Source organism: Mesorhizobium sp. M0296, assembly GCF_040321675.1.
Taxonomy (GTDB): domain Bacteria; phylum Pseudomonadota; class Alphaproteobacteria; order Rhizobiales; family Rhizobiaceae; genus Mesorhizobium.
The window spans coordinates 84,933-110,853 of record NZ_JAMYRZ010000011.1; the positions used below are offsets into that span (position 1 = coordinate 84,933).

Sequence of the window (25,921 nt, forward strand, 5' to 3'; positions counted from 1 at the left end):
ATTTTTCATCCCATATTGTCCTTCGAACCGGACATGAACTGGATGAACACATCCTCCAGGCTGGTCTCGCCGGGCGTCACCGTAACGCCCTCGTGCTCCTTTTCGACATCGGCGAGCGCTGCCTGAATTGCCGTCCTGTCGGAGCCGACGACATGCAGCGTCGCGCCGAACGGCGCCACCTGGTCGACGCCGGGGCGGCCATGAAGTGCGGCAGCGACCTGATCGAGCCGCGGCCCTTGCAGAACGAAGGTGGTCAGCCCGGCATTCCTCACCACGTCCTCGACCGTGCCGGTGGCCAGCATCTTGCCGTAGGAGATGTAGCTGATGCGATGGCAGCGCTCGGCCTCATCCATGTAATGGGTGGAGACCAGCACGGTCAGGCCGCCGCTCGCCAGCCGGTGGATCTCGTCCCAGAATTCGCGTCGCGCTTTCGGGTCGACGCCCGCCGTCGGTTCATCGAGCAGCAGCAGTTTCGGCTTGTGCATGATGCAGGCGGCCAGCGCCAGCCGCTGCTTCCAGCCGCCGGACAGGGTACCGGCCAACTGGTTCCTGCGCGATGTCAGGCCGAGCTCCTCAAGCGTCTTAGCCACGTGCCCGTCGAGCGGCTTCAGCCGGTACAGCCGTGCCACGAATTCGAGATTCTCGCCGATCGTCAGATCTTCGTAGAACGAGAATCTCTGCGTCATGTAGCCGACTTCGCGTTTGATCCGCAGGCTGTCGGTGCGGATGTCGAAGCCCAGAACCGTGCCTTCGCCCTCATCCGGCGTCAGCAAGCCGCACATGATGCGGATGGTCGTCGTCTTGCCCGAGCCGTTCGGCCCGAGGAAGCCGACGATCTCGCCCTCGGCCACAGCCATAGTCACATGATCGACGACGGTCTTGTCGCCGAAGCGCTTGACCAGGCCGTGCACGTCGATGACGTTCATTTTCTGATGTCCGCCACATCGACGTCGACGATCTGCCCGGGCTGCAATGCGCTGGCGTCGCCCTCCGGCCGCGCTTCGACCAGATAGACCAGCTTTTGCCGGGTCTCGAGCGAGTAGATCACCGGCGGCGTGAATTCCGGATCCGGCGACACGTAGCTGACGCGAGCCGTCACGCCCGATCCGCAGCCGTCGCAATGGACGTTGAGCAGCGTGCCGACATCGACCGAGGAGAACGCGCTTTCCGGCACATAGACGCTGAGCTTCACCGCGCCATCCGGCAGTATGGAGATGACCGGCGCGGTCGGCCCGGCCGTGTCGCCAGGATAGCGGATGACATCGTTGACCCGGCCGGGCGAGGGCGCCGTCAGCACGCGCTTCGACAGCCGCCATTGCGCTTGCTCCAGCGCCGACTGCGCCTGCCTGACCTGATTGTCGGCGGCCTTGATCGTCTCCGGCCGTGCCGGCAGGCCACCGACGGCGAGATTGGCCTCCGCCTGGCCGACCTGCGCGTTGGCCGTCTCCAGCGTCGCGGAAGCCGTGTCGTAGTCGGCCTGCGTGCCGGTGCCGCGTTTGAACAGATCGCTGGCGCGGATGTAACGGCGTTTGGCGTCGGCGGCTTGCGCCTTGGCCATGTCCACCTGCGCCTTGAGCACCGCAATCTCTTCCGGCCGCTTGCCGACCTGCAGGTCGGCAAGTTGCGCCTGGGCCTGCGCAAGGGCCGCCTCGGCTTGTGCGATGGCGATCTTGGCGTCGGCGTTTTCCAGCGTCACCACCGGCGTGCCGGGCGCGACGCGGTCGCCGCGCTTGACCGCAATCGTCTCGACCTGCGCCACCTCGATCGGCGCCAGCAGGACATAATCGCCCTCGACGTAGCCGACGGCGAGCGGTGCTGCCGGCGCGCAGGCGCTGAAAACCTGGGCGGCAAGCGGCAAAGAACAGAGCAGGCTCATGATCCACGATCCTTTCGGGCAGCCAAATCGCGCCGAGCCAAAATCGCGCTGAGATTATCCGTCACCACCGCCGCGATCTTTCCGGCCTCGTCATTGCCGATCTCGCGCCAGCCCATCCGGCGCATAACCGCCTCGCGGCCGATGCGGAAATAGACGACCTGGCCAATCAGCGTGAACACAGTGAGTTTTGTGCGCTCGCTCTCGGCCGGCTCGCCCGTCGCCTGTTCCCAGATCAGGCAGAGTCGGTGATGCGCCGGTTCGAACACGCCATCATAGATACGGTCGAGCGCGGCGGTTGGATGCGACAGCTCACGCAGGACGAACTGTACAATCTCGCCGGCTTCCGGCCTTGCCGCGATGAAGGCGACCATCCGCTCCAGTGCGACGGCCAAATGCGCCCGCGCGGCCTCGGTGTCCGCCAATGCCGCGGCCGGCGCTTGCAGATTGCCGATCGCTTGGCCGGCAACGATCTGGATGGTGTCGACGATGTAGTCGGCCGCCGCGTTGCGGAGCCCTTCCTTGCCGCCGAAATGATAGGCGATCGAGCCGATATTGGCCTTGGCCTCGGCCGCGATCTGGCGCGTTGACGTGCCGTCGAAACCCTGGCGTCCGAACAGCTTCAGCGCCGCGCGCACGAGTGCCGTCCGCGTCACATCCGCGGCGGTCTTGGGCGCCTCATGAGGAAGGCCGCTGGCGCTGGGCGATTTGATCATGGTCAACAATTTAATCAATCGAATGATTAAAGTCAAGTGCGGTCAAGCGGCTTGCCAACTCTGGCCGTGCGCGCTTTAGTGCCTGGCCATGGGCAAGGAAATCGAGCGTAAGTTCCTGGTCTCAGGTGAGGAATGGCGGGCAATGGTCGAGGCGGACATTCATATCCGTCAATTCTATCTAGTCGCCGAACCCAGCCGCACGGTGCGTGTGCGCATCAGCAACGATGCGGCCGCCAAGCTGACGCTCAAGTTCGGCAGCCAGGCACGCGAGCGCGATGAATTCGAATATCCGGTACCTTTGGCGGAGGCGCAGGAGATGCAGGCCTTTGCCATCGGACATGTCATCGAGAAGACACGCCACCATGTTAGACACCGCGGCTATCGCTACGAAGTCGATGTCTTCGGCGGGACGCTTGCGGGGTTGGTGATCGCCGAGCTCGAGACGCCGGATGATGTACAGGACGAAATGCTGCCACATTGGCTCGGCCGTGAAGTCACCGGCGAGCCAAGATTTTACAACGCGTCGCTCGCCCTTGGGGGGATTCCGGAGATCGTCGCATGAGCTTTCGTATCGATCCGCGCATGTCGCTGACCGGAGAGGTCAGGCGCATCCTCGCCGAGGAGATCGGCAAGGCGCTTGTCCATCTGGACGCCGCGCGTGACAGGCCCGAACAGGGGCTGCACAAATGCCGCAAACGGCTGAAGAACGTCCGCGCCTTGCTGCGTCTTGTCCGTTCCGGAGGCGAAACATTCTGCGTGACGGAGAATCAGTGCTACCGCCAGGTGGCGGCCCTGCTTGCCGGCCCGCGCGAGGCGACCGCACTGGTGGAAACAATCGACCGGCTGGCGGCAAGCTTTTCCGAGCAAAGTGCCGGCGATGGCCTCGGTGCCGTGCGTGACAGGCTCGTCGCGCGCCAGCATGAACTGCATGGCGGAGCAGGCCTCGATGCTGCGATAGGCGCGGCGATTTCCGTTTGCGAGGAAGGTGTCGCCCGGATCGACAAGCTCGCTCTGCCCGACCAGCCGGAGCAGGCTGCCGACGTGCTCGCCGAAGGCGCGCGCACCACTTTGCGCCGCGCCAGGAAAGCGCTGGACAAGGCGGCTTCGCGCGGCGAAGCCGATGACTTTCACGATCTGCGCAAGGCGGCCAAGACGCATGGCATGCACCTGTCGCTGCTCGGCAGGCTGTGGCCGACGCCGATCAAGACGCGGCGCAAGGCCGTCAACGAGTTGGGCGAGCGGCTTGGCGAGCTGCACGATGTGTTCGTCATGCGCGCGCTTCTAGATGCCGAGGACCAGCCGCTCGGTCCTGCTGAAGAGACGCGGTTGCTTGCCAAGCTGCTGAAGCGTTCGGAAAAGAGCCTGAAAAAGACCTGCCTCGCCGAGGCGGTCGAGCTTTTCGGCGACAGCCCGAAGCGCTCGACGAGGAAGCTCGCCCGTAAGGCGCGCGAAGATCTCACAGTTGCGCACCAAGACGCCGGCACACCTGGCGTGGGCTGATCATGGTCTAACTTGCCGCCCTGTGGTAATCGCCGTCTGGCATGACCGAGCCCGGCGACACGCTTCTGGACCGACTGGCCGCTGGCTTGCCGGCCGGCTGCAGGAGGAATCGTCCGGCTACTAGCCTTACACGCCGTCGGACGCCGAAACGTTGCGCCGCACGCTCGAGCCCGGCGACATCCTGCTCATCGAAGGCAACCAGAAGATCTCGGCGGCGATCAAATACCTCACCCAGTCGACCTGGTCGCATGCCGCCTTCTATGTCGGCGATGCATTACCGGAGCCGGAGGACGGATCGGAGCGGCGGCGCCTGATCGAGGTCACGCTCGGCGATAGCTGCATCGCCGTGCGCTGTCGCGCTATCGCAGCTACAACACCCGCATCTGCCGTGCGAGTGGCCTGGCTCCGGATGACCGCGAAGCGGTCGTCGCGTTCATGATCGGCAGGCTCGGTTTCAGATACGATCTCAAGAACATATTCGACATGCTGCGCTACTTCTTGCCGACGCCGCCGGTGCCGGTGCGCTGGCGCCGCCGCATGCTGGCTTTCGGTTCCGGCGACCCGACGCGCGCCATCTGCTCGTCGCTGATCGCCGAGGCGTATGGCCTGATCCGCTACCCGATCCTGCCGGAGATTACCCGGGCGCCTGGCCGTGCCTCGGCCCAGTCGAGCTATTCGCGCAGGGAAATCCTGCACATCCGCCATCACTCGCTCTACACGCCGCGCGATTTCGACCTGTCGCCCTATTTCCGTATTGTCAAGCCGACGCTGGAATACGGCTTCGACTACCGGCAGATGGTCTGGGATGACAAGGTCGCGAACAAGACCGCCGAATAGCCGCTCGATCTTGTGTTTGCGGCCGATACTCAGGGGTAAGAAGCTCAGTCAGACTGGCTGCCGCCAACAGCCCGGACTCGGTCGTTCTGCATTTTGACCTAGGCCGGCAGACGTCGTCCGTTTGCGGCAGCCGCAACTCGATCGTCGGTCCGTGCGCCTGCGTCGCGCGGATGCGGCCCGATCGGCATGATCACCGGGAACGGCGTTGCGCCGAACGCAAACGTCCATTTGTAGCCGACCAGTCGGTCTTCAGGCGTCGTGTGCTGGTCGTGATGAGCAAGCAATTTGGCGCGCTCCGCCAATTCCTCCGCCTCGCGCCTGACCATTTCCGCCGTTTCCGGCCGCATCCGCCTGGAGAAGCTGACGAACGTCGACTCGCGCTCAAGATGGGTGATGGCCCAGCCGATGAAATTCTTGTTGGTCGTCTCGAACAGCGGCCGCAATGGCCCCTCGAAATTCCACTGGATCGGCGCCTCGATCAGCAGCCTTGCCGACAGGCCGCGACCGAGCGCGACCAGGCCGAGTTCCTCGAGCTCGCGCAGATAGAGGAACATCGAAGCCTCGCTCAGCCCTTGTGAGCGCATGATGCCTTCGGGCGTGAATTTCTCGGAAAGCATGACAAAGACGAACAGCAGTGCCGGCCGCCCGGCGAGCTTGCGCTCGATCTCCGGCGCGATCTGGTTGGCGGGTCCTGGTCCTCTGTTCATAGAGCCGAGCACGTTCTCCAACTCTACGCCGGCGGCAGTGCAGATCTCCATCAGCCGGTCGAGCTTGCAGTTGCGCTCGTGGAAGATGCGCTTCACCGTCGGCTCGGAAACACCCATCCGCTCGGCAAGGACGCGATAGGTGATGCCCTTTGCCTTAAGCGTCCGCTTCAGCGCTTCGAAGATCAGGCCGTTCATGGGATGCACCTCTTTTGCACGATTTGGTATCAGCCTTCGGTACTAGTCCTGATAGCTCTTCCCGAAAAGTATCGAAAGGCCTAGCTCTCCGCCAGTCCATTACAGGAGACTAGCCATGAAGAGCCTCTTCACCTCGATACTTCTCGCCCTGGTCGGCATCGCGGCCGCGCCGGCAGTTCAGGCCGCTGAACTCTGGCGCACCGGCGGCCTCGAGCAGCCTGAATCGGCGCTGTTCGACGCCGCCGGCCAGCGCGTTGTCGTCTCGAACATCGTCGGCAATCCCGGCGAAGCCGACGGCAACGGCTATCTGTCGATCCTGTCGATGGACGGCAAGCTAGTCACGCAACACTGGACCGACGGCATGGACGCGCCCAAGGGCATGGCGATTGTCGGCGGCAAACTCTACGTCGCCGACCTCACCCATGTGCGCGTCGTCGATCTCGCAAGCGGCAAGCTAACATCGACGATCGACGTGCCGAACGCGGTCTTCCTCAACGACGTGACCGCCGACGCGTCCGGCAAGATCTATGTCACGGATATGCTTGCCGATACGATCTATCGCATCGACGGCGACCGGCCCGAACTGTTCGTCAGGGATGCGGCGCTTGCTTCGCCGAATGGCATCTTCGCCGATGGCGGCCGGCTGATCGTCGCTTCCTGGGGCAAGGGCATCAAGCCCGACTTCAGCACCGCGGAGCCGGGCGGCCTGCTCTCGGTCGATCTTGCCACCAAGGCCGTTTCGCCACTGCCCGGCGCGGAAAAATTTGCCAACCTCGATGGCGTCGTTGCCATCGGCGGCAGCATCTACGCCACCGCGTATATGACCGGCACGCTCTACCGCTACAAAGCCGGCGGCACGCCGCAAGCGGTTGCGACGTTCAAGCCGGGCAGCGCCGACATCGGCACCGACGGCAAGTCGACGATCTTCGTGCCGCTGATGAACGACGGCGAGATCGCGGCATTGGGCCTCGACTAAGCCAGCCATCGGCTCAGGCGGCGGGCGCGGCTTTCTTCAGCTGCGCCCGCGATCCGTGATCGAGGCGGTATAAGTCACCAGCGGCCGCTTGACGCCGTGGTTGATCAGCATGCGGCGTATCTGCGGCGAAGCGCCTGATATAATGAAGCGAACGCCGGCGCGGCTCGCCTTGTGGGCCGCACCCTCGATGACATTGGCCGCCGTTGAATCGAAGAACGGCATCGCCGAACAGTCGAGGATGAAGTTCCTGCGCTGGCGCGGTCGGCGACGTCTTCCTGCACCAAGGATTGATGGTCTGCCTCCAAACATGCAGCACTCTTTGCCAGCCGATGCACTGTGATGCTACAAACCTCGGCATCGTTTGGCGGGACATCCACTGCGATCCCGATTTCACAGGCACGACTTCAAAAGGATGAGCGGGTGAAGATATTCAAAGCGTTGGCAACCTCGACAGCCTTGCTGTCGATGGTTTTCCTGCTGGCAGGCTGCGGTCATGGCCTGATCAACAGGCTGATTTGAGTCAGGTGCCGTCGGCCCGCCCAAGCCATCGCTGCAGGAACCGTGCCGCAAGCCAGCACAGCATCGCCCAGGCAAAGCCGGCGCACCAGCCGGCCAATACGTCGGACGGCCAGTGGACGCCGAGATAGATGCGGCTGATGCCGACCACCACTGTCGTCAGCACCGCCAGCCCGAGTACATAGATCTTCGTTGTGCGCCCGGGCAAAACCCGCGCCGCCATGCTGCCCAGCGTCAAATACGTCACCGCCGACAGCATGGCGTGGCCGCTCGGAAACGAAAGCGATGCCACATCGGCGAGATGCGAGACCAGATCGGGGCGCGGCCGGTCGATATCGAATTTCAGCACGCTTGACAGGAGCTGGCCGCCCGCTACCGCGACGAACATGAGAAGCGCCGCGCCTGGCCTGCGGATAAGAAGCAGATAGACGATCATTGCTGCCGTGATCAGCAGCAGTACGCTGGCGCTGCCGAGGCTGGTGATGTCGCGCATCGCCCCTTCCAGCCACGCCGGTCCGATCGGATTGTCGGGCTGGCCGGCCTTGCGGAAGGCAAGCAGGATTTCGGTGTCGAAGGCATGCGGCGTGGTCGCCCGCGCCAGCTCCATCAGCTCCTCGAACCCCCACAGCCCGCCGGCAATGACCAGCCCGGCCAGCAGAACCGGGAACTCCAGCCAGTTGGGCAGTCTGCTTGCAATCTTCTTCATCGGCCCGATCGCAGTTACAGCCTTTGCAGATAGGGCCCGAGCGTGATCAGCGCCACAGCTGCGATGGCAAGCACGATGCCGGTTGCCTGCAAGGCATTGACGCGCTCGCCGAAGAAGACCAGCGCCACCACATTCACCGACACCAGCTGGATCACCGCCGACAGGCTGAACGACACCGACATGCCGAATTCACGGATCAGCCTCAGCATGATCAGATTGCCCAGCGAATAGAGCGCCAACGTCAGCACAATCTTGCCGAGGCTCGGCGCCAGCCCCCACTGTTTTGCGGCCATCGCCGCCAGCAGGAAGATCACCGTCGAAACGCAGAGCTGCCCAAGTCCCCAGAAACTCACTTTTGTTCCTCCCGATGCGGTCCCTACCGCCTGCCGCAGCTCTTGTTTCCGAAGCGCCGGTCGCGGTCAAGCGGGGCCGATGTTGGATACGAAATCGCAGGTGGCAATTAGCCGGCATGTCATCAAACTGTGACCTGCCGGTAATACCGGATTGGCCAGGCAACACGCTCCAGCAATCCATCCAGCCAGAGGCAGGCCCTATGACCGAACATCGCACCCCTGACGCCCATTTCCGCACCAGCCTGCTCGAGGAAAACGATGGGCCAGGAGCCAATCCCACCGACAACCGCACCATGGGTGAGATCATCGCCGCGCGGTTCTCACGCCGCGGCTTCCTCAAGGGTTCGCTTGCCGTCTCGGCCATAGCCGCTACCGTCAGCCCGCTGGCGCTGATCACCGCCGACAATGCCCGCGCCGCCGAAGGCTCCGCCTTCGCTTTTGACGAGCTCGAGGCCGGCATCGACGACAAGCATCACGTCGCACCCGGCTATGACGCCGATGTACTGCTGCGCTGGGGCGATCCGCTGTTCGCCGATTCGCCGGAATTCGATCCGACAAAACAGTCGGCGGAAGCCCAGGCCAGACAATTCGGCTACAACAACGACTATGTCGGCTATATCCCGATCGACGGCTCGGCCGAGCACGGCCTGCTGGTGGTCAACCACGAATACACCAATCCGCACCTGATGTTTCCGGGCCTCGTCACCATCATCGACGGCAAGGCCAAGCAGGCGCCCCTCAGCAAGGAACAAGTCGACGTCGAGATGACGGCGCATGGCGGCACTATCGTCGAGATACGCAAGGTATCAGGCAAATGGCAGGTCGTTCGCGACGGCAAGCTCAACCGCCGCATCACCTCCAACACCGAGATCGCGCTCTCCGGCCCGGTCGCCGGCCACGACCGCGTCAAGACCAGCGCCGATCCGACCGGCACGAAAATCATCGGCACCATCAACAATTGCGCCGGCGGCGTCACGCCATGGGGCACCTATGTCATGGCCGAGGAGAACATCCACGGCTATTTCTCGGGCGAGCTGCCGCAGGGGCATAAGGAAGCCGCCAATTACAAGCGCCTCGGCATTCCCGAAGGTGCCTATGAATGGGCAGCGCATTACGACCGTTTCGATATCGGCAAGGAGCCGAACGAGCCGAACCGCTTCGGCTGGATCGTCGAGGTCGACGTCCAGGATCCGACTTCGGCGCCGAGGAAGCGCACCGCGATGGGGCGCTTCAAGCATGAGGGCGCCGAATCGATCGTCGCCAAGGATGGCCGTGTCGTCTTCTATCTCGGCGACGACGAGCGCTTCGATTATGTCTATAAGTTCGTCACCACAGGCAAGTTCGATCCGGACGACCGCGCCGCCAACATGGATTTGCTCGACGACGGCACCTTGCATGTCGCCAAGTTTGCCGACGACGGTTCGGTCGAGTGGCTGCCGATCGTCTTCGGCCAGGGGCCGCTGACGGCGGAGAACGGCTTCGACAGCCAGGCCGACGTGCTGATCGAGACGCGCCGCGCCGCCGACCTGCTCGGCGCCACCAAGATGGACCGCCCGGAAGACATCCAGCCCAATGCCACCAACGGCAAGGTCTACGTCATGCTGACCAACAATTCGAAGCGCAAGGCCGACCAGGTCGACGCCGCCAACCCGCGTGCCGAGAACGCCTTTGGCCACATCATCGAGATCGTCGAGGACGGCGGTGATTTCACCGCGACAAAGGGTAGGTGGGAAATCCTGCTGAAATGCGGCGATCCCGCTGTGGCCGACGTCGGCGCCACCTTCTCGACCGCAACCACCGCCAATGGCTGGTTCGGCATGCCGGACAATTGCACGGTAGATTCGGCCGGCCGCCTCTGGGTCGCCACCGACGGCCAGGGCCCGAAAGCCACCGGCCGCACCGACGGTCTGTGGGCTGTCGATACGGAAGGGACGGCACGGGCGACATCAAAGCTGTTCTTCCGCGTGCCGATCGGCGCCGAAATGTGCGGTCCCCTGTTTGCGCCGGACGACCAGACCGCCTTCGTTGCCGTCCAGCATCCGGGCGACGGCGGCGAGGACTGGGAGGCTTTCGGCCGTCCGTCCTATTATGAGGATTTGTCGACGCGCTGGCCCGACTTCAAGCCGGACATGCCGGTGCGCCCGGCGGTCGTTGCCATCACCAGGCAAGGCGGCGGCAAGATCGCGGTCTGACACGCAGCAAGATCTTGCAGTCTCAAGGAAGGATTTCGGCCGTACGAAATCCTTCCTTCCGATACGGGATGAATCCATGCTGCGCATCATGCGCCGACTAATCATTCGGTGCGCTGAACCACGGCCACATTCATTGTGCTTCGCAACCTGAAGCCGATGGACTCGTATAACGCTATGGCCGCGGCGTTGCTGGCATAGGCGTGGAGATAGGGAACTTCGCCGCGCGCCACTATCCGGTTTGCCACGAATAGGGACAGCAGCTTTCCTAGGCCACCGCCGCGAAATTCCGGATGTGAGCACACCCCGCTGAGTTCGGTATAACCAGGTTGCTTCATGCGCTCGCCGGCCATTGCCGCAAGCCTGCCCTCGATTTTCACACCCCAAAAATCGCCCAGGCTCAAGGCTTCGAGCGTGAATGGGCCAGGCTTGGTGAGCAATGCCAGGGCGAGCATCTCAGCAGCATCGTCTCGGGTCAGACGATGCACGCGCGGGTCGGAGACGATCTGCAATGGCTGCTCGGCGATCATCTGAACCCCGGCTGCGGTCGAAGTCGCGGAAAGCCCCGTGGGCAGAGCAATCGCGTCCGCTTGAAGCAGGATCACACTCTCGCCCGGGGAGACAAGGTTTTCGAGCGCCCGCAGGCTTTCCGGGTCGTCCGCGCCAGTGGCGGCGAAAGGGACGATCGACGGCCGATATCGCATGGCGAGGTTGTCACCCTCCGCGAAGGCCCGATGTCGCGTCTGAAGCGCGCTCCAGATAGGGCGGTCGAGCAGATGTCTCATTGCGCGGCACCCTCAGGCTTATTTACACGACGGTCGAGAGGGGCAGCGGCGAGGCCGTCCTCGATGGCAGCCAGCTGCTCAAGAAGCGGCCCCGAAAAACCTGCGCACAAATCCGCGACCACGTTCTCGATGCAAGGCCAGACGTCGCGCTTTGCGACATCGACCAGCCGCCGGCCGTCCCGAGTAAGCGAGACGATCCTGCGCCGCTGGTCATCGTTCGACGGACTGACCTCGAGCAATCCCAATCCGGCCAGAAGCGAGACGGTTCGCGTCACACCCGGCTGCGCGATCCCAAGGGATTGCGCCAGTTCCCCGACCGGCAGTGGGCCCAGCCTGTCGAGCGCGGCCAGCAGCGGGTATTGGCTCGCCTGAACCGGGACATCCAGCCTGTCGAGCAGGCGCTGCGCCTCCGCTTGCAGTTGCTCGCCTATACGCTTCAGCCTGCTGCCCAGGCACAGGAAGCCAAGCGATCGTTGACGTCTTCCATAGGTCAATTTTCATCCCCGTGAACATCGATAACATGATATATAACAATGCATTAAAAGCAAGATCGAGGCGTTCAAGCGCGAGTTCCAGGCATCGTGCGCAGGCCTATGTCGCCTTCGGCAAGGAAAGGTCGATCGATAAGGCTGCTTCGCCTGGACGAGGCCCGTTCGATCAGTTGCGCAGCCGGTAGCCGGTCCTGAAGATCCAGGCGACGATCGCTATGCAGATGAGCAGGAAGACCACCGTCATGCCGAGGCTGACGCCGACTGAAACATCGGACTTGCCGTAGAAGCTCCAGCGGAACCCACTGACCAGGTAGACCACCGGGTTGAACAGCGTCACCGTGCGCCAGATGCCGGGCAGCATGTTGATCGAATAGAAGCTGCCGCCGAGGAAGGTCAGCGGCGTGATGATCAGCAGCGGCACGAGCTGCAGCTGCTCGAAGCTCTTCGCCCAGATGCCGATGATAAAGCCGAACAGGCTGAAGGTCACCGCCGTCAGCACCAGGAAGGCGAGCATCCAGAACGGATGCTCGATCGTCAGCGGCACGAACAGCGAGGCCGTCGCCAGGATGATCAGGCCAAGCACGATCGACTTTGTCGCCGCGCCCCCGACATAGGCGATGACGATCTCCAGATAGGACACCGGCGCGGACAGCAATTCGTAGATCGAGCCGACGAATTTCGGAAAATAGATGGCGAAAGAGGCGTTGGAGATCGATTGCGTCAGCAGCGACAGCATGATCAGCCCCGGTACGATGAAGGCGCCGTAGCTGATGCCGTCGATCTCGGTGATGCGCGAGCCGATGGCCGAACCGAAGACGACGAAATAGAGCGACGTCGAAATGACCGGCGAAACGATGCTCTGCAGCACAGTGCGAAGGGCGCGCGCCATCTCCACCCGATAGATCGCCCATACCGCATGAAGATTCATGGCCGCGCGCGGGTTCATGCCGGTTTCCTCACCAGATTGACGAAGATCTCCTCGAGCGAGCTGTTTTCCGTATCGATGTCGCGGAACTGGATGCCGGCCGCCTCGAGCTCGCGGATCAGCGAGGCGACGCCCGGCCGTTCGCTCTGGTTGTCATAAGTATAGGTCAGCTGTCCGCCATCCGGCGAAAGCTCCAGCGCGTAGTGCGAAAAAGTATCGGGAACGGTGGCCAGGGGACTGCGCAGTTCCAGCACAAGCCGTTTGCGGCCAAGCTTGCGCATCAGCTCGGCCTTGTCCTCCACCAGCACGATCTCGCCGCGGTTGATGACGCCGACGCGGTCGGCCATCGCCTCGGCTTCTTCGATGTAATGCGTGGTCAGGATGATGGTGACGCCGTCTTCGCGCAGCCGGCGCACCATCGCCCACATGTCCTGGCGCAGCTCGACATCGACGCCTGCCGTCGGTTCGTCGAGGAACAGGATGCGCGGCTCGTGCGACAGCGCCTTGGCAATCATCAGCCGGCGCTTCATGCCGCCGGACAGCGTGATCGCCTTGGCGTCCTTCTTGTCCCAGAGCGACAGGTCGCGCAGCACCTTTTCGACGAACGCCTTGTCCGCCGGCTTGCCGAACAGGCCGCGGCTGTAGTTGACCGTCGCCCACACGCTCTCGAAGGCGTCGATGGTCAGTTCCTGCGGCACCAGCCCGATCAGACTGCGCGCGGCGCGGTAGTCGCGGTTGATGTCATGGCCGTCGACGGTGACGGAACCCGACGAGCGGTTGACGATGCCGCAGACGATCGAGATCAGCGTTGTCTTGCCGGCGCCATTCGGCCCGAGCAGCGCAAAGATCTCGCCGCGCACGATGTCGAGATTGATCTCCTTCAGCGCCTTGAAGCCGGTGGCGTAGGTCTTGGTGAGCCCGGAAATCGAGATGATCGGCTGCATGGCTGAAAACGACTGCTTGAAACAGAGTTGTTGATTTAGTCCGCTGAATGTCGGTTCGCAAATCCGGATGTCAATGGCGCTCCTGACAGTTCTGGACCATCGAGGTTCGCCGGAATAGGCAACACCTGCCCGGTCGTCCAGCCAAATTCCACGTAAAAGCAGATTAACCGCACTGCGGCGTTCCGCCTCGCGGCGGGACGCCGCTTTGACCGTCCGGTGCATCAAGCCTATCCTTCAACAAACAAGCAGCAGCCGGAGCCGCCATGGACCCGCTCATTCTGTCGCGCATACAGTTCGGCGCGAACATCTCGTTCCACATCCTGTTCCCGGCGATCACCATCGCGCTCGGCTGGGTGCTGCTGTTCTTCAAGCTCCGCTACAACGCGACAAACGATTCCGCCTGGATGCGCGCTTATTTCACCTGGGTTAAGGTATTCGCGCTGTCCTTCGCCATGGGCGTGGTTTCCGGCGTCACCATGAGTTTTCAGTTCGGCACCAACTGGCCGGGCTATATGGAGACGGTCGGCAACATTGCCGGCCCGCTGCTGGCCTACGAGATCCTGACCGCCTTCTTCCTCGAGGCGGCGTTCCTCGGCATCATGCTTTTCGGCTTCCGCCGTGTCTCGAACCGCGTCCATACACTGGCGACGGTGCTGGTGGCCGGCGGCACCACCTTGTCCGCCTTCTGGATCATCGCACTCAATTCGTGGATGCAGACGCCGGCCGGCTTCGAGATGCGCGATGGTGTAGCGCACGCCACCGACTGGTGGGCAGTTGTCTTCAATCCGTCCATGCCCTACCGGCTCGTCCATATGCTGCTTGCTTCGGGCCTGACCGTCTCGTTCCTGGTCGCCGGCCTGTCGGCGCTGCGCTATCTCTACGGCGATCGCTCGGAATCGATGTGGAAGGCGCTGCGCACCGGCGTCTTCACCGCCGCGATCCTGATCCCGATCCAGATCTTTGCCGGCGACCAGCACGGCCTCAACACGCTGGAACACCAGCCGCAGAAGATCGCCGCGATGGAGGCCAACTGGAACACCGGTCCCAACGTGCCGCTGGTGCTGTTTGCGGTTCCCGATGAAGCGGCCAAGGAGAACAGGTTCGAGCTCACCATTCCCGATGGCGCCAGCCTCATCCTCAGGCACAGCGCCGGCGGCATCGTGCCGGGGCTGAACGATTATGCCGGCAACCATCCCCCGGTATTTCCGGTGTTCTGGGGCTTTCGCATCATGGTCGGCACCGGCCTCCTGATGCTCGCCGTCTCTTGGTCGGCGGCCTTCTTCCTCAAGCGCCGCCACGGCCTGCCCAAGCCGCTGGCGCTCGTCATGGTGCCGATGGCGCTGTCCGGCTGGCTGGCGACGCTGGCCGGCTGGTACACCACCGAGATTGGCCGCCAGCCCTGGCTGGTCACCGGCGTGCTGCGTACCGCCGATGCTGTCGGGCCGGTCGCCGGCAGCCATGTCGCGCTGTCGCTCGCGGTCTATCTCATCCTCTATGTGCTGCTCTTGATCGCCTATCTCGGCGTGTTGGTGCATCTGGCATTGAAGGCGGCGAAGGATGGTGACACCTCGCCGCTGCCGGGCGTCATGAACAGGCCGCTGTCGCAGCCGGTTGCGCAACCAGGAGAAACATCATGAGCGTCGACTGGCCGACCCTGCTGCCTCTGATCTTCGCCGGCCTGATGGGCCTCGCTATCCTGATCTACGTCATCCTCGACGGCTTCGATCTCGGCATCGGCATCCTGTTCGCCGCGGCCGAAGAAACCGAGCAGGATACGATGATCGCCGCCATCGGCCCGTTCTGGGACGCCAACGAGACCTGGCTGGTGCTGGCGGTCGGCTTGCTGCTGGTCGCCTTCCCATTGGCGCACGGCACCATCCTGACGGCGCTCTACATTCCGGTCTTCGTGCTGCTGGTCGGCTTGATCCTGCGCGGCGTCGCCTTCGATTTCCGCGCCAAGGTGCCGGCCGGCAGGAAGCACCGCTGGAACCGCATCTTCTTCCTCGGCTCGGTCATCGCTTCGCTGGCGCAAGGTTATATGCTCGGCGTCTATGTGCTCGGCCTCGACGTCGGCCCTGGCGGCGTCGCTTTCGGCGCGCTGGTGGCGCTCTGCCTTGCCGCGGCCTACGCGGCGATGGGCGCGGCCTGGGTCATCTACAAGACCGAAGGCGATCTGCAGAAGAAGGCGGTGCTGTGGCTGCGCACGGCGTTGGTGCTGACCGCGCTCGGCATGGTCGCGGTATCGCTGGCCACGCCCTTTGCCAGCGCGCGCATCTTCGACAAATGGTTCGTCTGGCCGGCCATGCTCTATTTGTCGCCGCTGCCGACCCTGTCGGCAGTGCTGTTCCTGTGGCTGTGGCGCCAGACCTTCCATCTGCCGAAGCCCGACGACCGCCACGCGCTGCTCCCGTTCCTGACATTGGCCGCGATCTTCACGCTCGGCTTTGCCGGCCTCGCCTGGTCGTTCTACCCCTTCGTGGTGCCCGACCGGCTGACCATCTGGCAGGCTGCTTCGGCACCCGAAAGCCTGGCCGTCATCCTGGTCGGGACGGTCGTCGTGCTGCCGATCATCATCTTCTATTCGTTCTTTGCCTACCGGGTGTTCGCCGGCAAGGCGACGGATCTGACCTATGACTGACCGGCATCGCCGTCGCAGCCTGAAACAGAATATTCATCTTCAAGCGGAATAACCTTCTCTGGCCGGCCCAGCAGAATCGCCGGCAAGAAGAAGGGCAATAGAATGAACCCCTTTTCTGCGGCAGGAGAGGATCGGCTGCTGCTTTTGCTGATCCGGACGGTCGCGCTGATCGGCGCACTCGCGCTTGCCGGCCTGCTGCCGGCCATGCCGCAGGCGCATGCCCAGGACGCGGCCAACTGGACGGGCGTGTGGGACACGAAGTGGCGCGGCGGCGGCGCCCAGATCAAGTTCGAGCAGACGGGCACTGACGTAAAGGGCATGTACCCGCTTTATAACGGCCGTATCGAGGCCAAGGCCGAAGGCGACAAGCTTGTCGGCCACTGGTTCGAAGGCGACCGCCAGGGCGCCTTCACCTTCGTCCAATCGCCCGACGGCGGCAGCTTCATGGGCCGCTTCGATGCCGCCACCGCCGAATGGTGGACAGGCGTGCGCGTCAGCGCCGTCGAGGACGTCCGCGTCGACCAGTCGAGCCCGATGAGCACCATGCGCTCGTTCCTGCAGACGATGAACGAGAGCGGCGCCGACAACGTGCCGCGCGCCACCGGCGGCGGCATGGGTCTTGCCGGTCTGGCAGCGGGTCTCGTCGACGTCACCGAGGCCGACCGCGGCGGCCTCAACATGCCCGATTACACCAAGCTTCTGTTCACCGTCATCGACAACGCGACGTTCCGTCTGTGGAGCCTGCCGCATGATGCGATTTCCGGCGACGAGGTGACGGCGACGCTGCCGCAATACGGCACCAGGGTCTCCTTCGCCGTCACTTTTCGCCGCAAGAATGGCGACTGGTTCATCGTCGGGCCGCCACTTGGCCAGCTCCAGGCAAAGCTCGCCGAATTCCAGGAAGCGCGTGGCGAAGCCGTCGACATGGTCGACGATCCGAGCAGGCTCGCCTCGCCGCGCGACACGTTCAAGGTGCTGTTGAGCGGCCTCACCGAGGCCGGCGATCCGGCACAGGCGGCGCTCGACCTGCGCAACTACAGTCAGGCGGTGCGTGGCGACGAGGCGTTCCTGCTCGAGCGCTATCTCAAAAAGGTCATCGACCGCATCGGCTACGTCTATTGGCAGGAGATCCCCGACGATCCGAAGAGCAATACCCCCTTCGTCTATTTCGAGCATCCCGCCGGCAACATCGTCATCGGCCCGGTCGAGACTGAGAAGGACAAGATCTGGCAGTTCACGCCCGAGACGCTCGCCCACATCCGCGCGCTCTATGCCGATGTCGAAGACGTGCCGGTGGCGCCGGAATTCGCCGCCTTCGCCAGCACCGACCCGTTCTTCATCGCCCGTGGCCTCGCCCGCGAGATCAGCCCCGGCCTGCTCACCCGCGCCGGCCCGATGGAGCGCTGGCAATGGTCGATGCTCAGCCTTGCCGCGCTGGCCGGCATCGTCTTCGGCTTCATCGCCAATGCGCTGATTTCCTTGTTTGTGCGAAGGACGGACAGCCCGGCCTTCTTCCGCATTGTCGAATGGGCGGTGCGCTCGATCGTGCTTGGCTTCTTCCTGCTGTTGACGCTGCGCCCGCTCGGTCTGCCGCAAGTGGTCGCCGCCCCGGTCAAGGCAATCGCCTGGAGCCTGGTCGTGATTGGCGCCGTGCCGGTGGTCTGGCACCTGATCGGCAAGGTCGCCGACCATTACCGTGGACTGTGGCAGGTGCCCGGCTATCACGACACGCTGATTTCGCTGTCCACCGGCGTGGCGCGCGTCGCCGTGCTGGTCGTCGCCTTCCTGCTGCTGGCCGAATTGCTCGCCATCCCCTACGAAGGCGTCATTGCCGGTCTCGGCATCGGCGGTCTGGCGGTGGCGCTGGCGGCGCAGCCGACGCTGCAGAACTTCCTCTCCGGCCTGACGCTTTATGCCGACCGGCCGGTCAGCGTCGGCGACTTCTGCAAGTTTGGCGACCAGTCCGGCACGATCGAGCATATCGGCATGCGCTCCACCCGCATCCGGTCGCTCGACCGCACGATCATCTCGGTGCCAAACTCGGATTTCGCCGGCATGCAGATCGAGAACTACGCGCATCGCGACCGCACCCGGTTCGCGACGACGCTGCAGCTGCGCTACGAAACGACGCCCGATCAGCTACGTTACGTCCTGGCCGAGCTGCGCAAGCTGCTGATTGCCCATCCTCGCGTCATCGATGAGCCGTGCCGCGTGCGCTTTGCCGGCTTCGGCGCCTATTCGCTCGATATCGACGTGTTCACTTATATCAAAACCGCCGACGTGGCCGATTTTCAAGCCATCCGCGAGGACATCCTGTTGTCCATGATCAACATCATGGATGATGCCGGCGCGCAGTTCGCCTTCCCTTCGTCACTGGAATACAGAGCCACCGACCTTCCGGTCGACGACGAAAAACGCATCGCCGCGGAGAAGAGGGTCAGCGATTGGCGCGAGGCGCAAAATCTGCCTTTCCCCGACTTCAGCCAGATCGACAAATTCGCCCTCAACAACACACTTGCCTACCCGCCTGAGGGCTCGGCGCATTATCGCGAGACAGAGCCCGACCCGGACTCGGCCGAGGCAAAGGCGACGCTGGAGAAGGTGCGCTGGAGCCTGCCCTGGAAAAAGGGGGAGTAGTGCGAAGCGCGGAAACTGCTGATCTCCGGGGGAGATGTCGCTGAAAGCGACAGAGGGGGGTCGCCGCGCGTGGAGTGCAAACTTCGTCTTCCTCGATATGCCGGACCGCGTCGCGCCAACCGAACCGACCCCCTCTGGCCTGCCGGCCATCTCCCCCTCAAGAGGGGAGATCAGCAGGCCCCCCGCAAAAGCTCAGCTCTTGTTGGCGGCCAGCACCAGCACCGGCTTTTCGCTGTAGAGGTTGGGGAACAGCCGCTTCAGGTTCTCGACCTTGGGCAAATCGTTGTAGACGATATAGGGATAGGTCGGGTTGAGCGTCAGAAAATCCTGGTGATAGTCCTCGGCCGGATAGAAGGTCTTGCCAGTCTCCAGCGTCGTCACGATCGGCTTGGGAAACACCTTGGCCTTGTCGAGCTGGGCGATGTAGCTTTCGGCGATCTTTTTCTGTGCGTCGTTTTCGGCAAAGATCGTCGAACGGTACTGGGTGCCCGTGTCCGGGCCCTGGTAGTTCAGTTGCGTCGGGTTGTGCGCCACCGAGAAATACACCTGCAGCAGCTGGCCGTAGGTCACCTTGGACGGCTCGTAGGTGATCTCGACGGATTCGGCATGGCCCGTCCGGCTGGTGCCGACCATTTCATAGACGGCCGTGTCCTGGTCGCCGCCGGCATAGCCGGAAACGGCGCTGGTGACGCCCTTGATGTGCTGGAACACGCCTTGCACACCCCAGAAGCAGCCGCCGGCGAAGACCGCCTTTTCGGTGCCGGCGGTGGCCTTCTCGTCCATTGCCGGCGGCGGGGTCACCACCGCGTCTTCGGCCGAGACTGCCGGCGTCTGCCAGAATACGGCCGCGGCGGCCGTGAGGATGAGCGCGGCAAGTGCTGCTTTTGCGAAAATCGACGATCGTTTCACGGCTCCGGTCATGTCTGATCTCCCATGATGCTGGTTTGGATTATACGACGGATCCGCCGGGCTCTCACATTGCTGTGCGCATCGCCTATTTGGCCGAGGCCATGGCATCGCAGGCCTTGGTCGCCTCTGTCTTCTTCATGGCGTCCGTCTCGGCGGCGGCCCTGTTCATGCAGTCGGCCTTCATCGGATCGCCCGCCTTCATCGCAGTCGTGGCCATCGCGTCAGCCGCCATGGCGCCGGCCGGCTTCATGGCATCCGTTGCCGGCTTCATGGCGCCCGTTGCCGGCTTCATGGCGTTTGTCGCCATCGCCGGCTTCATCGCATCTTCGGCCCGTGCAGCGCCTCCCGCAAACAGCGCCGTCGAGCAAAGTGCGAAGGCGAGTGCCGCCAGGGTCGGGCGATTGGTCAAACGATTGGTCATGATGATCTCCTAGGGTTCTGGCAGGGTTGATCGCATGCGGCGGCGCCGCTGCGCGTTGTGAAAATTTCGGCAGGGTTTCTAGTTGGTAGCGGCAGCAAGGATCGGCCCGCCGCCCGGCACCTGCACCAGCACCGCTGTGCTGAGGCCGCCCGTCGCCGCCGGCAGCGGCAGTGCGGTGGCGTCGCCGGTCCAACTGCCCAGCCTGGTCAGCGAATGCACGACATTGGCGTGCGGCAGCGTGCGGCCGGTGTTTTCGCCGCGCGCCACCGGCACCTCGACGATGCCCTTGCCGTAACGCACCAGCCAGACGTCGGCCTTGCCGCCGGGCACCGGACCGGCGCCGATGCTGACCTTTCCGCCGGCGAGCGACAGCGAAGGTCCGTCACCGTGGCCGCCGCTCGAAATCAGCTGCTCGATCTCGCCCGGCCTGGCGCCGACGGCATCGGCCCTGCCATTGACCACCACTTGCGGCGTGAACGGGCCGGAACGGCCGAGCGACGGTTCATAGCGGACCTGGCGCTGCGTGAATTCTTCTTTGCCGAATGTGTCCTTCCAGCCGAGATAGTCCCAGTAGGTGACGTTGAAGGACAGCGCCAGCACGCCGGGCCGGTCCTTGACCTTGATCAGATTGGCGTTGGCCGGCGGGCAGGACGAGCAGCCCTGGCTGGTGAACAGCTCTACGACGGTCAGCGTCTGTCCGGCGGCCGCGCTGGTTGCCGACAGCACAGTCGCGGAAAACAGTGCCGCGGCGAGCCCCATCAGGGCTGTGCGTCGTTTCGATCCGGTCATCGCTGTTCTCCTGTGCGGTTCCATGTCCACACTTCGCCGCCGACACACGGTTCGTTACAGCATCACCGCTTCGTGATCGTTCGCAGCTCTCCCGTCTCCCACAGGGGCGAAGGGAAGACGGTCGCTCGCAACCAACACGTCACCCGGTGTGACCGGGGCGGCGGTGTGATGGACGGGTAGCCTAAGCGGGCCGATATGCCCTCGCACTCAGCTGCGGCGGCCTATTGTGTCAACAGCGTTTCGGATGCCCGCTGATTGAAGGCGCATTTGCCGGTTACTGTGTAGAAAAAGTCCGCGTTGGAATCGGTGATGGTCGGAGATGTCGGCACCGACGATCCCCCGTCTTCCCACGCTTGTGTGCTGGTCTGGCCGCACGGCACCAGTGTGAAGATATCGACCGTTTGGCCACTGGCGATCTCGACGCCGTTCGCGTAGAGGCGGTTCGATGTTGCCGGATCGTTCGATTTGAGCACCGTTGGATTGCCTGACGGAACATCCATCTGCAGATATAGCTGGTCCATCTGGCTGACGTCGATCACCGCGCCGGCACCGGTCGCGGGATACATTGTGTTGACACAGGTGGTCGCGTATTTCCTGCCATATGAGTCGGTCTGGACGATCGTGGTGCTAGGCAAGCCGTAGAAGCTGAGCACCGTCGTGGTCGTACACACCTGCTGCTGGGCCATGGTGATCGTCGCTCCGTTGATGGTGGAGACGGTCGCCGTGCCATAGCCTTTCGGATCGCCATAACCGTTGTATGTGTAGGTGATCTTCATCAGCTTGTTGGCCACCGTGTCCCCGAATTTGGTGCCGTAGAGCGTCATTGTCTTGCCCCACCAGCCCGAGACCTTGGTCACCTTGAACGTGGCTTGCACCAACGCCGGCCGCTTTGTCACTGCCGACGCAACGCCGATCTGCACCGTGTTGATCCTGGCGATCTGCATGAAATTCGTCGGCATGGCAAAGCCGGCCGAAGCCTTGATGCTGGCGGCGCCGTCGGTGGCGACGACGAAGCTGTCGAGCTTGGCCGTGCCTTGCCCGCCATTGGCCAGATATGCCTCCTGCAGTTTTACCTGGCGGTCCGCCAGTGAGGTGTCCGTCGCAAGCGTCGTGATCGACAGCGACGCTGCATCGAGGGCGTTCTGCATCGATGCCCTGGTTGAAACCGCAGAGGTATAGTCGGTGGAAAAACCCAATGCGGCAACCATCGGGATAAGCAAGATGGCGAGCAATGGCGCGAACGAGCCGCTCACCGATCTGAGAAGTTTGCGTGCTGACAGCGGCATTCCGATCCCCCCGAAACGGCGATAGACCGGTGGGTTACCATGCCGGGCGCAAACTATGCTCTAATCTCATGGATCAAAGTTTAACGACTTTGCCGCCCGGCCGCCGCACCCGCGTCCCGCCGCTTGCCGATGTACCGTGCCCCTGCTAAAGCGCGCCGCATGACCACGCCGATCAAAAACATCCGCAACTTCTCCATCGTTGCCCATATCGACCATGGCAAATCCACGCTTGCCGACCGGCTGATCCAGTCGACCGGCGGGCTGGAGCTGCGCGACATGAAGGAGCAGGTGCTGGACTCGATGGACATCGAGCGCGAGCGCGGCATCACCATCAAGGCGCAGACGGTGCGGCTGAAATACCGCGCCAACAATGGCGAGGACTATATCCTCAACCTGATCGACACGCCCGGCCATGTCGACTTCGCCTATGAAGTGTCGCGCTCGCTCGCTGCCTGCGAAGGTTCGCTGCTGGTCGTCGACGCCTCGCAAGGCGTCGAGGCGCAGACGCTGGCCAATGTCTACCAGGCGATCGACAACAACCATGAGATCGTCGTGGTGCTGAACAAGGTCGACCTGCCCGCCGCCGAGCCCGAGCGCATCCGTGAACAGGTCGAGGAGGTGATCGGCATCGACGCCTCCAACGCCGTGCTGATCTCGGCCAAGACCGGGCTAGGCATTCCCGACGTGCTGGAAGCCATCGTCAACGATCTGCCGCCGCCGCGCGAGGGCGACATCACGGCCCCGCTGAAGGCGATGCTGGTCGACAGCTGGTACGACGCCTATCTCGGCGTCATCGTGCTGGTCCGCATTATCGACGGCGTGCTGAAGAAGGGCCAGACCATCCGCATGATGGGTACTGGCGCCAGGTACCTGGTCGAACGCACCGGCGTCTTTACGCCAGCCCGCATCAATGTCGACGAGCTCGGCCCCGGCGAGTTCGGCTTCTTCACCGGCTCGATCAAGGAGGTTGCCGACACCCGCGTCGGCGACACCATCACCGAGGACAAGCGCCCGACGGCACAGGCCCTGCCCGGCTTCAAGCCGGCGCAGCCGGTGGTGTTCTGCGGCCTGTTCCCGGTCGACGCCGCCGATTTCGAGGATCTGCGCGCCGCTGTCGGCAAGCTGCGCCTCAATGACGCGTCCTTCTCCTTTGAAATGGAAACCAGCGCCGCGCTCGGCTTCGGCTATCGCTGCGGCTTCCTCGGCCTGCTGCATCTCGAAATCATCCAGGAGCGGCTGGAGCGCGAGTTCAACCTCGACCTTATCGCCACCGCGCCTAGCGTCGTCTACCGCCTGCTGTTGAACGACGGCTCGGTCAAGGAACTGCACAACCCGGCCGACATGCCCGACGTCGTCAAGATTGCGGCCATCGAGGAGCCGTGGATCCGCGCCACCATCCTCACCCCCGACGACTATCTCGGCGGCATCCTGAAACTCTGCCAGGACCGGCGCGGCATCCAGGCCGACCTCTCCTATGTCGGCAAGCGCGCCATGCTGATCTACGATCTGCCGCTCAACGAGGTGGTCTTCGACTTCTACGACCGGCTGAAGTCGATCTCCAAGGGCTACGCCTCCTTCGACTATCACCTCACCGACTACAAGGAAGGCGACCTGGTGAAGATGTCGATCCTGGTCAATGAGGAGCCGGTCGATGCGCTGTCGATGCTGGTCCACCGTACGGCGGCGGAAAAGCGCGGCCGGCAGATGTGCGAGAAGCTGAAGGAGCTGATCCCGCATCATCTGTTCAAGATCCCGATCCAGGCGGCGATCGGCGGCAAGGTCATCGCCCGCGAAACGATCTCGGCGCTGCGCAAGGACGTCACCGCCAAATGCTACGGCGGCGATGTCTCACGTAAACGCAAGCTGCTCGACAAGCAGAAAGAGGGCAAGAAGCGGATGCGGCAGTTCGGCAAGGTGGATATCCCGCAGGAAGCGTTTATCCAGGCCTTGAAGATGGGCGATTGAGAAGCCGGTTGGCGCGCACAGCGCGCCAAGCCATCGATCCAGTGAATCGATGGCAGGCTTCGAAAGCGGGGGAGCTGCCGGAAGCAGTGGGCCCCCGCCAGCGCGGCGCTGAAGCTGCATGGTGGAGCATGGTGGAGATTGGGCAGAAGAGTGCGACAGGTCAGCAAGCTGGATACGCGCCGGCCATTGCGACCCTTCAGGACAGCGGACCATCATTGGAGAATGCCCCATCCCGAAGTATCCTCGCGTCGGCTTGGGGAGACATCAATGCGTTCCACCTTGGACACCATTGCCGCGATCGGCCTCGCCATCGGCGGCGCTCTGGGCCTCGCCGGCACCTTCGTCGAGAGCGCGCCACTCCGCGAAACGCTCTGGACGATCGACGGCGTGGCGCTCGTGGTGGCGACCGCGCTGCTGACGATGAAGTATCAGCGGCAGGGCAATGACTGGGTGGCGGCTGGATTTTTGACCTTTCTCGCCGGCGAAAGCCTGCTGCTCTCCGGCAATGCGGCCGGGCTTGAGGCCAGCGTGCCCTCCTATGTCGGCGGTATCTCGCTTTGGGCGGCGGCGCTGGTCATGGTCAGCGCGCCGAAAACCTTCGCGCTGTGGATGCGGCTTACCGCTGTCGTGGCGGCTGTGCTGTTTGTCGTCTCAGTGGGCCTGATCCTGTGGGGTGCGCCTTTGCTGCCGACCTCGACGCCGCTGCCCGCTGCCGGATATCCCTTCCTGGTGCTCACATTCATCGGCTGGATCTGGACGCTGCTGAAGCCCAGCCGGTGAGGCCAGTCGGACCGCCCCCTCTCCGGCCTTCGCGGCCACCTCTCCCCCACTTCGTGGGGGCGAGGAACCCAGGTCTTGTGAGGCTTCGGCTATTGGCATTTCCTCGCCCCACGAAGTGGGGAGAGGTGGGTTGCGAAGCAAACCGGAGAGGGGTCTTCCTTGGCAACGCTGCGCCTTTCGCGATGTGCAAATGGCGCACCCCCTTCCACCCATCCCGCCGCCATGCCATGTTCCCCCTCGCGGCCGGGCAGGCCGCTTCATTCCGGGGGGAAATCATCATGTCGTCCTACGCTTTCGGGCGCCGCGTCGCCGCGTCGCTGTTCATTGTCACGCTGTTTGCGCCCGTCGCGGATGCCGGCGATGTCACCTTCGAGATCAAGAACAGCCATCCGAACGCCATGCGCGTCGAGCTCTACAGCCAGGATCGCGATCATGTCTGGCCGGGCAACAATCAGGATTACTATCTCAACGATGGCGAGACCAAGTCGATCCCGCTGTCCTGCAGTGACGGCGAATCGATCTGCTACGGCGCCTGGGTCGACGGCGACGAGAACACCTATTGGGGCGTCGGCCCCGGCAATACGGAAAAGTGCGACGATTGCTGCTACACCTGCAGTGGCGGCGAGACCGAGGAAATCGATCTGGTTCCGTGACGTGGCAGATCTCCCCCCTTGAGGGGGAGATGTCGCCAAAGGCGACAGAGGGGGTCGCCGCGCATAGAGCGCCAACCTGTTCTGCAGTAGTAGGCCGAGTCCGGTCGTGCCGACCCCCTCTGGCCGCTGC

23 protein-coding genes and 3 pseudogenes are annotated in these 25,921 nt (G+C 63.5%); 11 read left to right on the top strand and 15 right to left on the bottom strand.

What is annotated here, in order from left to right; genetic code table 11:
- Nucleotides 1-5: 5 nt before the first annotated feature.
- From NKI97_RS13380 to NKI97_RS13390, 3 genes are read right to left on the bottom strand one after another with little or no spacing between them, the layout of a single operon-like run.
- Nucleotides 6-926, bottom strand: a complete 921-nt coding sequence (locus NKI97_RS13380) for an ABC transporter ATP-binding protein (protein ID WP_352451853.1) — start codon at nt 924-926, stop codon at nt 6-8.
- Nucleotides 923-1,876, bottom strand: a complete 954-nt coding sequence (locus NKI97_RS13385) for an HlyD family secretion protein (protein ID WP_352451852.1) — start codon at nt 1,874-1,876, stop codon at nt 923-925. Before NKI97_RS13385 ends, NKI97_RS13380 begins: the two co-directional genes overlap by 4 nt.
- Nucleotides 1,873-2,589, bottom strand: a complete 717-nt coding sequence (locus NKI97_RS13390) for a CerR family C-terminal domain-containing protein (RefSeq protein ID WP_352451915.1) — start codon at nt 2,587-2,589, stop codon at nt 1,873-1,875. Before NKI97_RS13390 ends, NKI97_RS13385 begins: the two co-directional genes overlap by 4 nt.
- Before the next feature lie 88 nt (nt 2,590-2,677).
- On the opposite strand from NKI97_RS13390, the gene NKI97_RS13395 reads away from it, so the two are divergent.
- The 3 genes and pseudogenes from NKI97_RS13395 (at nt 2,678) to NKI97_RS13405 (ending at nt 4,926) form a co-directional block, all read left to right on the top strand.
- Nucleotides 2,678-3,151: a CYTH domain-containing protein gene (locus NKI97_RS13395; RefSeq protein ID WP_023679010.1), complete on the top strand. Its 474-nt coding sequence runs from the start codon at nt 2,678-2,680 to the stop codon at nt 3,149-3,151.
- On the top strand, nt 3,148-4,089 hold the full coding sequence (locus tag NKI97_RS13400) for a CHAD domain-containing protein (protein WP_352451851.1): 942 nt from the start codon (nt 3,148-3,150) through the stop codon (nt 4,087-4,089). Before NKI97_RS13395 ends, NKI97_RS13400 begins: the two co-directional genes overlap by 4 nt.
- Nucleotides 4,090-4,130: 41 nt before the next feature.
- Nucleotides 4,131-4,926, top strand: a pseudogene (locus NKI97_RS13405) (C40 family peptidase).
- A 98-nt stretch (nt 4,927-5,024) separates the two neighbouring features.
- Here NKI97_RS13405 and NKI97_RS13410 read toward each other — a convergent pair.
- The gene (locus NKI97_RS13410; protein ID WP_352451850.1) at nt 5,025-5,828 is read right to left on the bottom strand and encodes a helix-turn-helix domain-containing protein; all 804 of its coding nucleotides are present in this window, start codon (nt 5,826-5,828) and stop codon (nt 5,025-5,027) included.
- Nucleotides 5,829-5,943: 115 nt separating this feature from the next.
- Here NKI97_RS13410 and NKI97_RS13415 point away from each other — a divergent pair, with 115 nt between their 5' ends.
- The gene (locus NKI97_RS13415; protein ID WP_352451849.1) at nt 5,944-6,804 is read left to right on the top strand and encodes an SMP-30/gluconolactonase/LRE family protein; all 861 of its coding nucleotides are present in this window, start codon (nt 5,944-5,946) and stop codon (nt 6,802-6,804) included.
- 36 nt (nt 6,805-6,840) lie between these two features.
- Here the strand turns inward: NKI97_RS13415 and NKI97_RS13420 are convergent.
- The 3 genes and pseudogenes from NKI97_RS13420 to NKI97_RS13430 form a co-directional block, all read right to left on the bottom strand.
- Nucleotides 6,841-7,065, bottom strand: a pseudogene (locus tag NKI97_RS13420) (sodium-independent anion transporter); the annotation flags it as partial.
- 259 nt (nt 7,066-7,324) lie between these two features.
- Nucleotides 7,325-8,026 (bottom strand): phosphatase PAP2 family protein, encoded by a 702-nt coding sequence (locus NKI97_RS13425; RefSeq protein WP_352451848.1) that lies wholly within the window; start codon nt 8,024-8,026, stop codon nt 7,325-7,327.
- A 14-nt stretch (nt 8,027-8,040) separates the two neighbouring features.
- Nucleotides 8,041-8,379 carry a hypothetical protein gene (locus NKI97_RS13430; protein WP_023679017.1) on the bottom strand — a complete coding sequence of 113 codons (339 nt, stop codon included), beginning with the start codon at nt 8,377-8,379 and terminating at the stop codon, nt 8,041-8,043.
- A gap of 200 nt (nt 8,380-8,579) precedes the next feature.
- Here NKI97_RS13430 and NKI97_RS13435 point away from each other — a divergent pair, with 200 nt between their 5' ends.
- On the top strand, nt 8,580-10,571 hold the full coding sequence (locus NKI97_RS13435) for a PhoX family protein (RefSeq protein ID WP_352451847.1): 1,992 nt from the start codon (nt 8,580-8,582) through the stop codon (nt 10,569-10,571).
- Between the two features lie 101 nt (nt 10,572-10,672).
- On the opposite strand, the gene NKI97_RS13440 is transcribed toward NKI97_RS13435, so the two are convergent.
- The 4 genes and pseudogenes from NKI97_RS13440 to NKI97_RS13455 all read right to left on the bottom strand — a co-directional run bounded on the left by NKI97_RS13440 (nt 10,673) and on the right by NKI97_RS13455 (nt 13,713).
- A complete protein-coding gene (locus NKI97_RS13440) occupies nt 10,673-11,353 on the bottom strand; it encodes a GNAT family N-acetyltransferase (RefSeq protein ID WP_352451846.1) in 681 nt (226 codons plus the stop codon).
- Nucleotides 11,350-11,840: pseudogene (locus NKI97_RS13445) on the bottom strand (MarR family winged helix-turn-helix transcriptional regulator). Before NKI97_RS13445 ends, NKI97_RS13440 begins: the two are co-directional and overlap by 4 nt.
- Nucleotides 11,841-12,010: 170 nt before the next feature.
- Complete coding sequence (locus tag NKI97_RS13450) at nt 12,011-12,772, bottom strand: ABC transporter permease (RefSeq protein ID WP_352451914.1); 762 nt, start codon at nt 12,770-12,772, stop codon at nt 12,011-12,013.
- A 14-nt stretch (nt 12,773-12,786) separates the two neighbouring features.
- Nucleotides 12,787-13,713: an ABC transporter ATP-binding protein gene (locus NKI97_RS13455; protein ID WP_352451844.1), complete on the bottom strand. Its 927-nt coding sequence runs from the start codon at nt 13,711-13,713 to the stop codon at nt 12,787-12,789.
- Nucleotides 13,714-13,976: 263 nt separating this feature from the next.
- Between NKI97_RS13455 and NKI97_RS13460 the strand changes: the two genes are divergently transcribed.
- The 3 genes from NKI97_RS13460 to NKI97_RS13470 all read left to right on the top strand — a co-directional run bounded on the left by NKI97_RS13460 (nt 13,977) and on the right by NKI97_RS13470 (nt 18,988).
- Nucleotides 13,977-15,350, top strand: coding sequence for a cytochrome ubiquinol oxidase subunit I (locus tag NKI97_RS13460; protein WP_352451843.1), 1,374 nt, complete (start codon nt 13,977-13,979; stop codon nt 15,348-15,350).
- Nucleotides 15,347-16,351 (top strand): cytochrome d ubiquinol oxidase subunit II, encoded by a 1,005-nt coding sequence (locus NKI97_RS13465; RefSeq protein WP_352451842.1) that lies wholly within the window; start codon nt 15,347-15,349, stop codon nt 16,349-16,351. Before NKI97_RS13460 ends, NKI97_RS13465 begins: the two co-directional genes overlap by 4 nt.
- A gap of 102 nt (nt 16,352-16,453) precedes the next feature.
- Nucleotides 16,454-18,988: a mechanosensitive ion channel family protein gene (locus NKI97_RS13470; RefSeq protein WP_352834613.1), complete on the top strand. Its 2,535-nt coding sequence runs from the start codon at nt 16,454-16,456 to the stop codon at nt 18,986-18,988.
- Nucleotides 18,989-19,180: 192 nt separating this feature from the next.
- Here the strand turns inward: NKI97_RS13470 and msrA are convergent, their stop codons facing one another.
- The 4 genes from msrA to NKI97_RS13490 form a co-directional block, all read right to left on the bottom strand.
- Nucleotides 19,181-19,909 (bottom strand): peptide-methionine (S)-S-oxide reductase MsrA, encoded by a 729-nt coding sequence (gene msrA, locus NKI97_RS13475; RefSeq protein ID WP_352834616.1) that lies wholly within the window; start codon nt 19,907-19,909, stop codon nt 19,181-19,183.
- A gap of 73 nt (nt 19,910-19,982) precedes the next feature.
- Complete coding sequence (locus tag NKI97_RS13480) at nt 19,983-20,318, bottom strand: hypothetical protein (RefSeq protein WP_352451838.1); 336 nt, start codon at nt 20,316-20,318, stop codon at nt 19,983-19,985.
- A gap of 78 nt (nt 20,319-20,396) precedes the next feature.
- Nucleotides 20,397-21,107 carry a DUF1223 domain-containing protein gene (locus tag NKI97_RS13485; protein ID WP_352451837.1) on the bottom strand — a complete coding sequence of 237 codons (711 nt, stop codon included), beginning with the start codon at nt 21,105-21,107 and terminating at the stop codon, nt 20,397-20,399.
- 221 nt (nt 21,108-21,328) lie between these two features.
- Nucleotides 21,329-22,393 (bottom strand): TadE/TadG family type IV pilus assembly protein, encoded by a 1,065-nt coding sequence (locus tag NKI97_RS13490; protein WP_352451836.1) that lies wholly within the window; start codon nt 22,391-22,393, stop codon nt 21,329-21,331.
- A 159-nt stretch (nt 22,394-22,552) separates the two neighbouring features.
- Here NKI97_RS13490 and lepA point away from each other — a divergent pair, with 159 nt between their 5' ends.
- The 3 genes from lepA to NKI97_RS13505 all read left to right on the top strand — a co-directional run bounded on the left by lepA (nt 22,553) and on the right by NKI97_RS13505 (nt 25,791).
- A complete protein-coding gene (lepA, locus tag NKI97_RS13495) occupies nt 22,553-24,358 on the top strand; it encodes a translation elongation factor 4 (RefSeq protein WP_352451835.1) in 1,806 nt (601 codons plus the stop codon).
- A 267-nt stretch (nt 24,359-24,625) separates the two neighbouring features.
- Nucleotides 24,626-25,138: a hypothetical protein gene (locus NKI97_RS13500; RefSeq protein ID WP_352451834.1), complete on the top strand. Its 513-nt coding sequence runs from the start codon at nt 24,626-24,628 to the stop codon at nt 25,136-25,138.
- 278 nt (nt 25,139-25,416) lie between these two features.
- Nucleotides 25,417-25,791, top strand: coding sequence for a hypothetical protein (locus NKI97_RS13505; RefSeq protein ID WP_352834621.1), 375 nt, complete (start codon nt 25,417-25,419; stop codon nt 25,789-25,791).
- Nucleotides 25,792-25,921: the final 130 nt, after the last annotated feature.